Below are 15,780 nucleotides of genomic sequence, written 5' to 3'. Positions count from 1 at the left end.
TAAAACCAAAATTAACCTAACCAAATTAATTCTATCTTAAATACCTCTATTCTATAGGAGCATGTTTTTTCTTGTTGAATATCCAGAATAAAATTGGGAAAACTAATAACGTCAGGATTGTTGCTGTTACCAAACCTCCAATAATAACAATTGCAAGAGGTTTTTGAGACTCAGAACCAATTCCTGTTGAAATTGCTGCTGGCATTAAACCTATCGAAGCCATGAGCGCAGTCATAACTACGGCTCTTGTTCTGGCTTTTACGCCCATAAAAATGGATTCTTCAAGTGAGAATTTTGCCTTGAGATTATGATGAAATTCCGATATCAGAATTACACCATTTTGTATACAAATTCCCAGTAAAGCAATAAAACCAACTCCTGCCGAAATTCCAAAATTCATTCCGGTTAAGTGCAAAGCAATAATTCCTCCAATTACAGCAAACGGAACATTAGTTAAAACTAACAGCGAATCTTTGATATTTCCAAACAAAATAAACAAAAGCACAAATATTCCAATTAAACTGATTGGTACAACCTGAGCTAAACGCGCACTTGCACGAACCTGATTTTCAAATTCTCCAGTCCAGCCTGTTGTATATCCTGGCGGCATTTTTACTTCTGCCACTTTAGATTGTGCTTCGGCAATGGTACTTCCTAAATCTCGGTCACGAACAGAGAATTTTACTCCAATAAAACGTTTTGTATTATCTCTGTAAATAAATGCAGGACCAGTTATCGTTTTAATGTCGCAGATTTCTTTCAACGGAATTTTTGCACCGCTTATGGTTGGTACTTTTAACTCGGCTAAATCTTCTTCATCTTTACGATATTCTTTAGAAAAACGAACTCGAACATCAAATTTCTTTTCATCCTCATATTTTTGTGTTGCTGTTTTTCCTCCAAAAGCCAATTCTAAAACAGCCTGTGCATCGCTTAATGTTACGCCGTAAGCAGCCATTTTTTCTCGATCCAGAATTACACTAATTTCCGGCTGCCCGACATTTCTAAGAATTCCGACATCTTTAATACCAGGAATATTTTTGATTTTTTCCAGAACCTGATTCGATAATTCATCTAATTTATCTAAATCATCACCATAAATCTTAACCGCATTTGAAGCTTTAAAACCAGCCACAGACTCGGCAACGTTATCAATTACAGGCTGAGAATAATTATACGTAATTCCTTGGTGAACTTTCAGTTTGTTATCCATTTCATTAATTAATTCATCCATACTGATTTTTCGTTTCCACTCTGATTTTGGTTTTAAATCAACCTGAAGCTGAATAAATCCAAATCCATTTGGATCTGTTCCGTCATTACTTCGTCCGGTTTGCGAAAGCACATTTTTAACTTCAGGAAAACTTTCCAGATCTTTTCTAATCATTGCCGCAGTTTTCACACTTTCAGGCAACGAAGTACTCATCGGTAATTCAGCCGTTACCCATAATGCACCTTCATTTAACTGAGGTAAAAACTCTGTTCCTAAAAAAGTTGCAGAGAAAAAAGTAGCAGCAATCACACTTAATGAAATAACTAAAGTTTTTACTTTATGCTTAAATGTCCAGGCAAAACCTTTTGCCACATTTCTGTCCCAAAAGTTTACAAACGGATTATTTTTTTCTTTTACATTTTTATTCAATAAAATATGAGATAAAACCGGAACCAAAGTCAAGGTAAAAAGTAATGCTCCCATTAAGGCAAAACCTAACGTATAGGCAAGGGGGGAGAACATTTTTCCTTCTACTTTCTGGAATGAAAATATGGGTAGTAAAGCGGTAATAATAATTAATTTAGAGAAAAAGATGGCTTTACCCATTTCTGTTCCTGTTTTCTTAATAATGCTTCCTTTTGCAATTTTATTATAAGCTTTCATTCCTAATTGATGCGCTCGGTGATCGAGTACAACAAATAATCCTTCGACCATTACAACCGCACCATCAATGATAATCCCGAAATCGACCGCACCTAAACTCAGTAAGTTGGCGCTCATTCCCATCATTTTCAAACATAAAAAGGCAAATAATAAAGAAAGCGGAATTACGATAGAAACCGTAAAAGTAGTTCTCCAGTCGGCCATGAAAAGAAACACAACGCACGTAACCAGAATAATACCTTCAAATAAATTATGCATTACCGTTTCGGTAGTGAAATTCATTAAGTTATCACGATCATAAAAAGTTTCAATTTTAATATCCTTCGGAAGAACATTATCATTCAAATCCTTTATTTTATCTTTAATCAAGGCTAAAGTTTCTTGCGCATTTTCTCCTTTACGCATTACAACAATCCCTTCAACGGCATCATCATTTTTACCAATTCCGGTTTGCCCGACTCTTGGCATCGAGCTTTCATAAACAGAAGCTACATTTTTTACCAAAATTGGATTTCCTCCAGCGTCATCTACAATAATATTTTCAATATCCTGAATCGACTTAAGAAGTCCAACACCTCGAACTACAAATGCCTGTCCGTTTTTTTCAATAATATCACCCCCAACATTTAAGTTTCCGGCATCAATAGCATTATAAACCTGAAGCGGCGTAATATTGTATTTAGCCAATTTTACCGGATCAACACCAACTTCATAAGTTTTTGTTTGTCCTCCAAAAACGTTCAAATCAGCAACTCCCGGAACTGCACGTAATTGTTTGTCGATAACCCAGTTTTGGTAAGTCAGCAATTCGCGGCTGTCGCGGCTATTACTTTTTACAATATACCTGAAAATTTCACCAGTTGGTCCATAAGGCGGTTGAACGTCTGGTTCAACATCATCTGGAAGTGTTACATTTTTAAGTAAATTGTTTACCTGAAAGCGGGCAAAAGTATCATCAACACCATCATCAAAAATAATTTTGATAACTGATAAACCAAACATGGTAATACTCCTAACACTTGTTTTTTTCTGCACCGAGTTCATTGAGATCTCGATAGGAGTAGTAACAAAACGTTCTACTTCTTCGGCGCTTTTACCATTCCATTGCGTAATGATGATAATTTGAGTATTCGTTACATCGGGAAAAGCATCAATAGGCATATTTTTGAAGGAAATAAATCCGGCAACCGCCAATATTCCAACCCAAAAAAAGGTAAATGCTTTATTCTTAAGTGAAAAAGCAATTATATTTCGTATGAATTTGTTCATGTCTTAATCGTTTAAAGCGCGATAAATAAATAATTGATTATTGGTAATGACTTTTTCATTTTCCTTTAAACCGCTTGAAATATAAGTCGTATCGCCAACAACTCTGTAAACTTCAACCTGTCTTGTTTCGATATTATGACGATCTTTAAAAATCATAACAAAATTTTTACTTTTATCAAAAACAATCGCATTGCTTGGAATTGCAATCATTGTTTGATTTTCGTTATATGATAATTTAATATTCGCATTCATATCAGGTTTCAATAAAAAACCAGGATTTTGAAGTTTAATACGCGCCTGCATAGCTTTGGTTTCAGGATCAATTACATTGAAAATTTTATCTACTTTTCCTTTAAAAACTTTATCAGGATAACTTAAGGTTGTTACATTGGCATCAATTCCCAGTTTAATTTTATTAATGTCGATTTCATTAATATTGGCCATAGCCCAAACTTCACTGATTTCAGCTATATCAAAAATATTTTCAGAACGGTCAGAACGTAAAAGCATATCCTGATTGATACTTTTTTGAATAATAAACCCGCTGATTGGTGCTGTTACTTCATAAATAGAACCCGCTTTAATATTATAGATTTTATAAGTTTCCTGAATTTTACTCAATTGAGACTGTGCTTTATTTACTTCAGCTTTTGCCTGCAGCACATCACTTTCAGAATTTAATTTCCCATCAAATAATTCTGTTGCCACTTTTAAGTTATTTTTTGCAACCAGTAAATCACTTTTAGCATCGATAGACTGTTTTTCGAAATCAGCAACATCGGTACTTTTTATCGTTGCTAAAACTTGTCCTTTTTTTACATAATCTCCAAGTTCAACATTTACTTTAACCACATTTCCACCAACAAGCGGATAAACGTCAATTAATTTATTATTGTCGGCTGTGATTTTTCCGTAAAAATTCAATTCGTTTTTTACAGTTTGTTTTTCTGCAGTTGCTGTACTTGTAGTTTTTAGCATACTATCGCTTAAGGCGAAAGAAGTATTAGTTTGAGGATTTTCTACTTCCTTTTTACAGCTGGTAAGCGATAAGCTTACAATTGCAATTCCTATAATTAGTGTATGTTTCATTATTATTTAATTTTAAAATAAATCCTTGTTGATGGCAGTACTAAATTCTTCACCAGATAGAGCCAGTTTTTTCTTCAATTCATTTAGCTGAATATTAGCCTGATTATAACTTTCCATAAAATCTGTAAATTCTAATAAGCTGATATTTCGCTTTTGAAAATTGGTTAAGATTCCATTGTAAACAGCTTCAAAATCTGAGTTTACAGTAGGTTTAATAACCGCATAGTTTTTACGGGACTCGTCCCATTTATTCCATGCCGATGTAATTTCAGTTTCCAGTTGAAGTTCAAAATTTTGTTTTTCTACTTTTGATTGAGCTAAGACGACCTGGGCATTTTTAATATTTCCTTTATTTTTGTTCCAAAGCGGCAGCGGAATTCCAATAGTAACATTAGCTTCTTTGTTAAAAGCACCGCCTCTTTGATCATAGTTTGCACCTAATGTAAGATCAGGAACTGAAAGAGATTTTTGCCATTTAACATTCAATTCATTTGCTTCAATTTCTTTTTGTTTAGCTAAATAATCAGGACGATTGGCAATCGCTTCGTATTCAAGAGATTTTAAATCAAACGGAATAACTTTTAAGTATTTATTAAAATCGTCTTTAGAAATATCCGGAATTATCGTTTCAGTCGAATTCAATAACAATTTTAAATTTGCCTGCTCTTCAATGCTGCTATTAACAACTTCCATTCTTTCATTTTTAAAATTTAAATACAGAGATTGTAAACGAACAACATCTCGCAAAGGAATATTTCCTTTTTGAGCCTGAATAGAGTAGGAGTTGATTAAGTCTTCAATATGAACAAGCTGTTTATCTGTTATTTCAAGACTTTTAGTGTTGTAATAAACCGTGTAAAAACTCTGGCGTAATTGCAGTTTTAATGTTCGAAGCAAATCATTAAACTGAAGTTCTGCTAATTGCTCATTAGTTTGTGCCAGTTTTACTTCATTACGTTTTTTACCGCCCAAATAAATTAATTGCTCAATGCCAAATGATTTTTGTCCCTCTTTTCCAACATCAAAGAGTTTATCTCTATCTGGATTGTAAGCATTTAATTCTGCAGTAATTGTAGGATTATCCCATATTCGGGCTTGAATTGTCATTGCATTTGCTGCATCTATATTATAATGAGATGCCAGCAAAAAAAGATTGTTTTTAAGAAACTGGCTCTCACAATCTTGAAGTGTGACTGTTTTTTGAGCCGTAACTACCTGATTTAGCAGTACAAGTAGCAATAATGCATATAGTTTTCTCATTGTATCTATTTTATTTTGTACAAATATGCTATCACCAGACTTTAAGAGTGCTTAAAATCTACCTTAAAATTAGCTTAAAATAAAATATTAATGAAAGAATAATTGGAATAAATTTTCTTTACTATTTGGTATACTGTAAGTTATGTATGATTTGTGTAGGGTTAAAATGCGGTTTACAATGCGTAAACCAAGACCAAAACCAGATGTTCCTTTAGAATTTTTTCCACGCATAAAAGGCTGAAAAAGATTTTTTTGTTCCGTTTCGGTCAAAGTTTTTCCAGTATTCAAAACAGAAATAACCAAATGATTTTCCTGAGTACTTATTTTTACCAAAGCCTGTTTATTATCTGAGTAGACGCAGGCATTTTTTAAAACATTTATTAAAGCAATCTCCAAAAGGTTTTTATTGCCCTTAACTTCTAATGCCGTATCTAAATTGTCGCTTTCTTCAATTTCAAATAAAATAATAAATTCAGGAAAGCTTCTCTTTAAATTTTCAATTGCAGAGAATAGGATTTCATCCATTCTATGAACTTCATTGTCCTCATTATTTTTATTGTTATCAATTTTAGACAATATCAATAAAGAACTAATCAATTCTGTTAAGTGATTTATATCTGATAAAATAGTAGTTAAAAAAGTTTTTCCTTTTACAGATGTTGCAGGATCAGCAACTGTATTTTCTATTTGCGCCGTTATTCTCGAAAGAGGTGTTCTAAGCTCATGCGATGCGTGGGCCGTAAATTCTTTTTGTTTTTGATAAGAAACCTCAATGCGGTCCATCATGAAATTAAATTCATTGGCAATCAAATCAATTTCATCCTTGTTGCTTTTTGAAGCAATACGGGTATCAAGATTATTCTCGTTGATATTTTTTATTTTCTGATGGAATAAACTTAAAGGATTCATGGCCTTTTTAACCATAAACGAAGTTAAAACCCAGCAGATACAAGTAAATAGAATATAAGATATAATGAGAGTATATCTTAAAAAAAGCAGTTTTCTCTTTCCGTAATCATCCGTAGCCGAAATTAAAGCATAAAAATCTTTATCTTTCGTATCATAAAAAACACCGTAAACCTCATAATCACCTTGCTGTTTAAAGAAAGTTTTATGTTTTTTAAGATATTTTAAATCCTCAACAGACCAATTTATTTTAGCATCATCAATACTGCTGTAGATAAGTTTAAAATGAGAATCAAAAACCAAAGTCTTTTCATCATACAACTTATTAATGGAATTTTGGTCAATAATCTTTAAAAGCTGGTCATCAACTTCTTTTACATTAACCAAAAGTTTAATGTTTGAAAGTGCTTTAATTTCTAAACGATCCCGAAATTCTTCTTTTCTAAAATTAGAATACAAAACAAAAATCACCGTAGAAGCCAACCCAAAAAGGATTGTAAATAGTAAGCTTACCAAAAGTGATATTCTGTTTTTTAAAGTCATTCTTCGCTGCTTAAATAATACCCGTAGCCAATTTTGGTACGGATAAGTTTTATCTCGTGATCTTTATCGATTTTTTTTCGAAGGAAATTAATATAAACTTCAATCGTATTTTGATTCGTTTCAATATGATAATCCCAAAGTTTATCAGCAATAAATTGTTTAGACAAAACTTTTCCTTTGGCATGAGCCAAAATTAAAATCAATTTAAACTCTTTTGGAGTAAGTTTAACTTCTTCGCCAGAACGAAAAACTTTCATTTCTTCTTCCAGAATTTCTAAATCTTCAATGATAATTTTCTTTTCTGTTTGCTGCGGGATTTCTTTTCGTCGTAATAAAGATAGAATTCGGGCGTACAATTCGTCAAAATGAAAAGGCTTAACCAAATAATCATCGGCACCATTATCAAAAGAAGCCAGTTTATCTTCAATTTCACTAAAAGCCGTAAGCATTATAATAGGAGTCTTTTTATCAACCTCTCTAATTCCTTTGCAAACATCAATACCGTTTGTGCCGGGAACATTAATATCGAGAATAATTAAATCATACTCGTAAGGAAAATACTTTTTTAATAATAAAGAACCATCATAATAAGGTATACACTCGAATTCTTTAGTAGTAAAGAATGCGGAGATTTCTTTAGATAAAGTAAAATCATCTTCGAGTAGTAAAATTTTCATACTTTGTTTATTTATAAATTCGGCTGTCTAGAACAAACAGCCGAATTTATGTTTTTTAAAATATTATTTAAAATAAGAAAAATTTTGATTGTTTTCTATTTTCAGCAGCGATTCATAAATCAGCTGGATCACATTTTCTACATCTTCTTTGTGAACCATTTCAACTGTTGTATGCATATAACGCAGCGGAAGAGAAATCAATGCCGATGCCACACCGCCATTACTGTAAGCAAAAGCATCAGTATCAGTTCCGGTCGCTCTCGATGTTGCATGACGCTGAAACGGAATCTTATTTTCTTCGGCAGTATCTACAATTAAATCACGAAGTTTATTTTGAATAGCCGGAGAATAGGCAATAACAGGCCCTTTTCCCATTTTTAAATCACCTTCAACCTTTTTATCAATCATTGGAGTTGTGGTATCGTGACAAACATCAGTCACAATGGCAACGTTTGGTTTAATCGTGTGTGCAATCATTTCTGCACCACGAAGACCAATTTCTTCCTGAACCGAATTTACAATATATAAACCAAAAGGAAGCGTCTTTTTATTTTCATGTAATAAACGAGCCACTTCAGCAATCATGAATCCACCCATTCTGTTATCAATCGCGCGGCAGACAAATTTGTTTTCGTTCAAAATCATGAATTCATCAGGATAAGTAATCACACAGCCCACATGAACGCCCATTGCTTCAACCTGCTCTTTAGTTTCGCAGCCCAAATCAATAAAAATATTACTCAATTTCGGATTTTCTTCTTTATCACGCAAACGAGTATGAATCGCCGGCCATCCAAAAACACCCTTTACAATTCCTTTTTTAGTATGAATATTAACCCTTTTCGAAGGAGCAATCTGGTGATCTGAACCACCATTTCTTATTACATATAGTAAACCATCATCCGTAATATAATTTACATACCATGAAATTTCATCAGCGTGCCCTTCAATTACAACTTTAAAAGGAGCATCCGGATTAATAACTCCCACAGCCGTACCATATGTATCAGTAATAAAAGTATCAACATAAGGTTTTAAATAATTCATCCATAATTTTTGCCCTTCACTTTCGTAACCAGTCGGCGAAGCGTTATTTAGATAGCTTTCCAGGAAAGCAACAGAAGTATCATTTAAGATAGATTTTGTACTCATAAAAATATTTTTGCGCTAATTTATAAATTTGGTATTAGAGTTGTGTATAAATATATAATTTTACATTTAAATTAAGACTCCATGAGATTTAGCTATAGTATTTTGTTTTTAGTATTGATTGCATTTACAAGTCAAGCCCAGGTTACTCCAAAAGAAAATCAGGAAATGGGTTATATATTAACCGAGCAAGACTCTATTCTGAGTGATACAATTCAGCTCCCTGAGATAATCATTTCGAAAGGAGAAAAGATGAGTGCCGAGGAAATGAAGCAGTTTCAGATCCTGCAAAACAGAGTTTATAAAGTGTATCCGTATGCAAGACTGGCTGCAGATAGATTGACAGCACTTAATAATGGAATGGCGCGATTGAAAACCAATCGTGAAAAAAAGAAATATTTTAAGATTGTAGAGGACTACCTTAATAATGAATTCGAAGACAGACTTAAAAAGCTTTCCAGAAAACAAGGGCAGATTCTTGTAAAACTAGTGCATCGCCAAACCGGAAAAACAACTTATGAGTTAATCAAAAACCTAAAAAGTGGTTTCAAAGCCTTCGTTTCAAATACAACAGCCAATTTATTCGATATAAGTTTAAAGACTGAATACAAACCCTACGAAGTAAACGAAGATTATTTGATAGAAACAATCCTGGTACGAGCATTTGAATCTGGACGTCTATTGAATCAAACTCCAGCCAACCCTGTAAATTATAATAACCTTATGGAACATTGGGAAACAAAAGCCAAGGAACTCAATAAAAAATAATATATATAAGAGTGTAAATTTCATTCAAAGAACCCGACAGATTTAAAAAACCTGTCGGGTTTGTTTTTTATACATATATATGTATAGATAAATTGAATCCCAATTTTCCGTAGAGACGCACAGCAGTGCGTCTACGTCACGTATAAAGAAAATTTAATTCACGATACTATACTATATAGTAATGTCCGGCTGAGCGAAGTCGAAGCCCTTTTGAGTTTGGAATTTAAAAAATTTGGAATTTACTTTCAATAAGGAGCTATTTCCCGCTATCCGTTCCAATCTTTTATTTTGAACTCCAACATAAAAGGATTTCCACTACTATCGGGACTGGGGCATGAGTTTCCAGAATAAAATTCCCGAAGGAAAAGACAATCTCAGAAGAAAAAACGAAGAAAAAAAAGAAAACTCTTCGTCTTTGCGTCTCTGCGAGATTAAAAAGAACCCCGAAAAAACCAGACTTCGAGACTTACTGCCTTCGCGGCAGAACCGGACCAAGCAGGGCAAAATGGCTAAAAACCGCAATAGAGATAAAACGATGAAAAAAACTTTGCGTTGTAAAAAACGCAAAACCAGCGGTTTATAAAAAAGATTAAAAATAGTTTGCGAAAAGGCTTGCGTAACTGGAATTGTTGTGTACTTTTGCACCCGCAACAGCGAAAGACGTTCCCTGAAACACTGGCAAGAAATGAAAATCAAAACTGAAAAATTTTTCAGAAAAAAGATTAAAAAAAGCTTGTGAGATTTGAAAATGCTTTTTACATTTGCACCCCGCAAAACACGGAAGTTCATTGAGAGACTGGAGGAGAAATTAAGAAAAAAGAAACGAAAAAAAAGTTTCAAATTTTTTTAAATTTTTCTTGCGAGAAACAAAAAGAAGTTTTAGTTTTGCACCCGCTTTGAGAGACAAGCGGAAAACAAAAAGAAATACGTTCGTAGACATATTGAATTGACAGCCGTTCCGATGCAGATCGGAACAAAAGAATAAGAGTAATAGAATCGGTAAGATTAGAATAAACCACTAGAGGAAGCGTCGAATATATAATATTACAATATACGATGAAGAGTTTGATCCTGGCTCAGGATGAACGCTAGCGGCAGGCTTAACACATGCAAGTCGAGGGGTATATGTCTTCGGATATAGAGACCGGCGCACGGGTGCGTAACGCGTATGCAATCTGCCTTTCACAGAGGGATAGCCCAGAGAAATTTGGATTAATACCTCATAGTATAATCAAGCCGCATGGTTTAATTATTAAAGTCACAACGGTGAAAGATGAGCATGCGTCCCATTAGCTAGTTGGTAAGGTAACGGCTTACCAAGGCAACGATGGGTAGGGGTCCTGAGAGGGAGATCCCCCACACTGGTACTGAGACACGGACCAGACTCCTACGGGAGGCAGCAGTGAGGAATATTGGACAATGGGCGCAAGCCTGATCCAGCCATGCCGCGTGCAGGATGACGGTCCTATGGATTGTAAACTGCTTTTGTACGAGAAGAAACATCCCGACGTGTCGGGACTTGACGGTATCGTAAGAATAAGGATCGGCTAACTCCGTGCCAGCAGCCGCGGTAATACGGAGGATCCAAGCGTTATCCGGAATCATTGGGTTTAAAGGGTCCGTAGGCGGTTTAGTAAGTCAGTGGTGAAAGCCCATCGCTCAACGGTGGAACGGCCATTGATACTGCTGAACTTGAATTATTAGGAAGTAACTAGAATATGTAGTGTAGCGGTGAAATGCTTAGATATTACATGGAATACCAATTGCGAAGGCAGGTTACTACTAATGGATTGACGCTGATGGACGAAAGCGTGGGGAGCGAACAGGATTAGATACCCTGGTAGTCCACGCCGTAAACGATGGATACTAGCTGTTGGGGGCAACTTCAGTGGCTAAGCGAAAGTGATAAGTATCCCACCTGGGGAGTACGTTCGCAAGAATGAAACTCAAAGGAATTGACGGGGGCCCGCACAAGCGGTGGAGCATGTGGTTTAATTCGATGATACGCGAGGAACCTTACCAAGGCTTAAATGTAGATTGACCGTTTTGGAAACAGAACTTTCGCAAGACAATTTACAAGGTGCTGCATGGTTGTCGTCAGCTCGTGCCGTGAGGTGTCAGGTTAAGTCCTATAACGAGCGCAACCCCTGTTGTTAGTTGCCAGCGAGTCATGTCGGGAACTCTAACAAGACTGCCAGTGCAAACTGTGAGGAAGGTGGGGATGACGTCAAATCATCACGGCCCTTACGCCTTGGGCTACACACGTGCTACAATGGCCGGTACAGAGAGCAGCCACTGGGTGACCAGGAGCGAATCTATAAAGCCGGTCACAGTTCGGATCGGAGTCTGCAACTCGACTCCGTGAAGCTGGAATCGCTAGTAATCGGATATCAGCCATGATCCGGTGAATACGTTCCCGGGCCTTGTACACACCGCCCGTCAAGCCATGGAAGCTGGGGGTGCCTGAAGTCGGTGACCGCAAGGAGCTGCCTAGGGTAAAACTGGTAACTAGGGCTAAGTCGTAACAAGGTAGCCGTACCGGAAGGTGCGGCTGGAACACCTCCTTTCTAGAGCCTTAGTGTTAGCTATATGCACGCTGAGGGAAAAAGATGCGAAACCTATTGGTTTTAGTCTGAGATTGTATTACTCTTGCTGTTAATTTAAAAAAAATAATGAAAACTTAAGTAAAACAGAGTCTCGTAGCTCAGCTGGTTAGAGTACTACACTGATAATGTAGGGGTCGGCAGTTCGAGTCTGCCCGGGACTACTTTTTAAGAATTGTTAATTATAAATTATGAATTGTAAATTATAAAAACAACAAATTAAAAACTGAAAACTTAAGAAATAAAGGAAATTCTGGAAGCTGGGATTCACCAAAGAAATTAGATAGGAATTTAAATCTAAAATCTGAATTCTACAATCTAAGATTGAAAAATGGGGGATTAGCTCAGCTGGCTAGAGCGCCTGCCTTGCACGCAGGAGGTCAACGGTTCGACTCCGTTATTCTCCACGATTTTAGTCATAAAGATTAAAGTCATAAAGTCCAAAGTGATTTACTTTAAGACTTTAGACTTTAGACCTTGGGCTAAATAAAAGTTCATTGACATATTGAGATAAGAAAATAATAAGAAAGTAGAAAGCGTTTTTTGTTATTTATAACAAAAAACAAAAAAAAACGGTCTTGTTTTAATTAACAAGATTGGTACAATAAGCAAAATAAGGGCGTATGGGGGATGCCTAGGCTCTCAGAGGCGATGAAGGGCGTGATAAGCTGCGAAAAGCTGCGGGGACAAGCACACATTGATTGATCCGCAGATACCCGAATGGGGCAACCCACTATGTTGAAGACATAGTACACCGATAGGTGGGCAAACCCGCTGAACTGAAACATCTAAGTAGGCGGAGGAGAAGAAAACAAAAGTGATTCCGTAAGTAGTGGCGAGCGAACGCGGATTAGCCCAAACCATTGTTGTTACGGCAATGATGGGGTTGTAGGACCACGACATTTTATGCATGCAGAACCGGAACTGACTGGAAAGTCGGGCCATAGAGGGTGACAGCCCCGTATGGGTAATAAATGTAATAGATAGTGGTATCCTGAGTAGGGCGGGGCACGTGAAACCCTGTCTGAATTTGGCGGGACCATCCGCTAAGGCTAAATACTCCTGAGAGACCGATAGTGAACCAGTACCGTGAGGGAAAGGTGAAAAGAACCGTGAATAACGGAGTGAAATAGATCCTGAAACCATACGCTTACAAGCGGTCGGAGCCCTTTCGTGGGGTGACGGCGTGCCTTTTGCATAATGAGCCTACGAGTTAACGCTGCTGGCAAGGATAAGTGGTTAAGCCATGGATCCGCAGCGAAAGCGAGTCTGAATAGGGCGCTTTAGTCAGTAGTGTTAGACGCGAAACCGTGTGATCTACCCATGGGCAGGATGAAGCTGTGGTAACACACAGTGGAGGTCCGAACCGGTTGACGTTGAAAAGTCTTCGGATGACCTGTGGGTAGGGGTGAAAGGCCAATCAAACTCGGAAATAGCTCGTACTCCCCGAAATGCATTTAGGTGCAGCGCTGAATTAAGTTATATAGAGGTAGAGCTACTGATTGGATGCGGGGGCTTCACCGCCTACCAATTCCTGACAAACTCCGAATGCTGTATAATGTTTCTCAGCAGTGAGGGCTTGGGTGCTAAGGTCCAAGTCCGAGAGGGAAAGAACCCAGACCATCAGCTAAGGTCCCCAAATATATGCTAAGTTGAAAGAACGAGGTTTGTCTGCCCAGACAGCTAGGATGTTGGCTTGGAAGCAGCCATTCATTTAAAGAGTGCGTAACAGCTCACTAGTCGAGCGGACGAGCATGGATAATAATCGGGCATAAGCATATTACCGAAGCTATGGATTTACAAGCAATTGTAAGTGGTAGGGGAGCATTCTAACAGGGCAGAAGGTTTTTCGTAAGGAGAGCTGGACTGGTTAGAAAAGAAAATGTAGGCATAAGTAACGATAATGCGGGCGAGAAACCCGCACACCGAAAAACTAAGGTTTCCACAGCTATGCTAATCAGCTGTGGGTTAGTCTGGTCCTAAGGCGAACCCGAAAGGGACAGTCGATGGCTAACGGGTTAATATTCCCGTACTACTAATTACTGTGATGGGGTGACGGAGTGATGAAAGCGCCGCGAACTGACGGAATAGTTCGTTAAAGTACCTAGCTATAGGCTCTGCAGGCAAATCCGCAGAGACTGGTGAAATACGATAGTACTCGGAGTCTTCGGACAAAGAGATAGTGCGCCTAAGGGCTTCCAAGAAAAACCTCTAAACTTCAGGTAATTAGTACCAGTACCGTAAACCGACACAGGTAGTTGAGGAGAGAATCCTAAGGTGCTCGAGAGATTCATGGCTAAGGAATTAGGCAAAATAGACCTGTAACTTCGGGAGAAAGGTCGCCCCGAGCAATCGGGGCCGCAGTGAAGAGGTCCAGGCGACTGTTTATCAAAAACACAGGGCTCTGCAAAATCGTAAGATGAAGTATAGGGCCTGACACCTGCCCGGTGCTGGAAGGTTAAGAGGAGATGTTATCTTCGGAGAAGCATTGAATTGAAGCCCCAGTAAACGGCGGCCGTAACTATAACGGTCCTAAGGTAGCGAAATTCCTTGTCGGGTAAGTTCCGACCTGCACGAATGGTGTAACGATCTGGACACTGTCTCAGCCATGAGCTCGGTGAAATTGTAGTAACGGTGAAGATGCCGTTTACCCGCAGTGGGACGAAAAGACCCTGTGCACCTTTACTATAGCTTAGTATTGACCTTGGATAAATGATGTGTAGGATAGGTTGGAGACTGTGAAGCGGCGTCGCCAGGCGTTGTGGAGTCATTGTTGAAATACAACCCTTTGTTTATCTGAGGCCTAACCCCATAGTGTGGGGGACATTGCTTGGTGGGTAGTTTGACTGGGGTGGTCGCCTCCAAAAGAGTAACGGAGGCTTCTAAAGGTTCCCTCAGTACGCTTGGTAACCGTGCGTAGAGTGCAATGGCATAAGGGAGCTTGACTGAGAGACATACAGGTCGATCAGGTACGAAAGTAGAGCATAGTGATCCGGTGGTTCCGCATGGAAGGGCCATCGCTCAAAGGATAAAAGGTACGCCGGGGATAACAGGCTGATCTCCCCCAAGAGCTCATATCGACGGGGGGGTTTGGCACCTCGATGTCGGCTCGTCACATCCTGGGGCTGGAGAAGGTCCCAAGGGTTGGGCTGTTCGCCCATTAAAGTGGCACGCGAGCTGGGTTCAGAACGTCGTGAGACAGTTCGGTCTCTATCTACTGTGGGCGTTAGAAATTTGAGTGGATCTGATTCTAGTACGAGAGGACCGAATTGGACAAACCTCTAGTGTATCTGTTGTCCCGCCAGGGGCACCGCAGAGTAGCTACGTTTGGAAGGGATAAGCGCTGAAAGCATATAAGCGCGAAACCCACCACAAGATGAGATTTCTTTTAAGGATCGTGGAAGATGACCACGTTGATAGGCTATAGATGTAAAGGCAGTAATGTCATAGTCGAGTAGTACTAATAATCCGTAAGCTTATGTACACCCTTTTCTCCCGACTACGGTCGGGAGAAGAAACTTTCTAAACAAAAACTTACTTTTCTTTATCTCAGTATGTTAAAATATTAGCTCGACGCAGAGCAGTTGATGGTCAAGAGTTGATAGTTGTTGGAGAAATCCATCAACCGACAACCACAAAC

7 protein-coding genes, 2 tRNA genes and 2 rRNA genes are annotated in these 15,780 nt (G+C 37.9%); 5 read left to right on the top strand and 6 right to left on the bottom strand.

Annotated features, from left to right (window positions below):
- Positions 1-46: 46 nt before the first annotated feature.
- The 6 genes from AABD74_RS16955 to AABD74_RS16930 form a co-directional block, all read right to left on the bottom strand.
- Positions 47-3,145, bottom strand: coding sequence for an efflux RND transporter permease subunit (locus AABD74_RS16955; protein ID WP_406843658.1), 3,099 nt, complete (start codon positions 3,143-3,145; stop codon positions 47-49).
- Positions 3,146-3,148: 3 nt separating this feature from the next.
- Entirely contained in the window at positions 3,149-4,234 is a 1,086-nt protein-coding gene (locus tag AABD74_RS16950) for an efflux RND transporter periplasmic adaptor subunit (RefSeq protein ID WP_406843657.1), read from the bottom strand.
- Between the two features lie 12 nt (positions 4,235-4,246).
- A complete protein-coding gene (locus AABD74_RS16945) occupies positions 4,247-5,494 on the bottom strand; it encodes a TolC family protein (protein WP_406843656.1) in 1,248 nt (415 codons plus the stop codon).
- An 87-nt stretch (positions 5,495-5,581) separates the two neighbouring features.
- The gene (locus tag AABD74_RS16940; protein WP_406843655.1) at positions 5,582-6,943 is read right to left on the bottom strand and encodes an ATP-binding protein; all 1,362 of its coding nucleotides are present in this window, start codon (positions 6,941-6,943) and stop codon (positions 5,582-5,584) included.
- Positions 6,940-7,620, bottom strand: coding sequence for a response regulator transcription factor (locus tag AABD74_RS16935; RefSeq protein ID WP_406843654.1), 681 nt, complete (start codon positions 7,618-7,620; stop codon positions 6,940-6,942). The genes AABD74_RS16940 and AABD74_RS16935 overlap by 4 nt, the downstream gene beginning before the upstream one ends.
- A 63-nt stretch (positions 7,621-7,683) precedes the next feature.
- Positions 7,684-8,772, bottom strand: a complete 1,089-nt coding sequence (locus AABD74_RS16930) for a M42 family metallopeptidase (RefSeq protein WP_406843653.1) — start codon at positions 8,770-8,772, stop codon at positions 7,684-7,686.
- Positions 8,773-8,853: 81 nt separating this feature from the next.
- Between AABD74_RS16930 and AABD74_RS16925 the strand changes: the two genes are divergently transcribed.
- The 5 genes from AABD74_RS16925 (at position 8,854) to AABD74_RS16905 (ending at position 15,624) form a co-directional block, all read left to right on the top strand.
- Entirely contained in the window at positions 8,854-9,537 is a 684-nt protein-coding gene (locus AABD74_RS16925; protein WP_406843652.1) for a DUF4294 domain-containing protein, read from the top strand.
- 1,053 nt (positions 9,538-10,590) lie between these two features.
- A 16S ribosomal RNA gene (locus AABD74_RS16920) occupies positions 10,591-12,104 on the top strand.
- Positions 12,105-12,230: 126 nt separating this feature from the next.
- Positions 12,231-12,304, top strand: a tRNA-Ile gene (locus tag AABD74_RS16915).
- 169 nt (positions 12,305-12,473) lie between these two features.
- Positions 12,474-12,547: transfer RNA gene (locus AABD74_RS16910), tRNA-Ala, on the top strand.
- A gap of 195 nt (positions 12,548-12,742) precedes the next feature.
- Positions 12,743-15,624 (top strand): 23S ribosomal RNA (locus tag AABD74_RS16905).
- Together the 16S and 23S rRNA genes with 2 tRNA genes alongside form the textbook arrangement of a ribosomal RNA operon.
- Positions 15,625-15,780 lie beyond the last annotated feature (156 nt).

This window comes from Flavobacterium soyae, from assembly GCF_045348165.1.
Lineage (GTDB): Bacteria > Bacteroidota > Bacteroidia > Flavobacteriales > Flavobacteriaceae > Flavobacterium > Flavobacterium soyae.
This window is presented reverse-complemented; position numbering and strand designations above follow the sequence as displayed.

Excerpts from the sequence above, each read along its gene's own strand:
- AABD74_RS16950 (WP_406843657.1), bottom strand. The coding sequence starts at position 4,234 with ATGAAACATACACTAATTATAGGAATTGCAATTGTAAGCTTATCGCTT.
- AABD74_RS16945 (WP_406843656.1), bottom strand. The coding sequence starts at position 5,494 with ATGAGAAAACTATATGCATTATTGCTACTTGTACTGCTAAATCAGGTA.
- AABD74_RS16955 (WP_406843658.1), bottom strand. The coding sequence starts at position 3,145 with ATGAACAAATTCATACGAAATATAATTGCTTTTTCACTTAAGAATAAA.
- AABD74_RS16930 (WP_406843653.1), bottom strand. The coding sequence starts at position 8,772 with ATGAGTACAAAATCTATCTTAAATGATACTTCTGTTGCTTTCCTGGAA.
- AABD74_RS16935 (WP_406843654.1), bottom strand. The coding sequence starts at position 7,620 with ATGAAAATTTTACTACTCGAAGATGATTTTACTTTATCTAAAGAAATC.
- AABD74_RS16925 (WP_406843652.1), top strand. The coding sequence starts at position 8,854 with ATGAGATTTAGCTATAGTATTTTGTTTTTAGTATTGATTGCATTTACA.
- AABD74_RS16940 (WP_406843655.1), bottom strand. The coding sequence starts at position 6,943 with ATGACTTTAAAAAACAGAATATCACTTTTGGTAAGCTTACTATTTACA.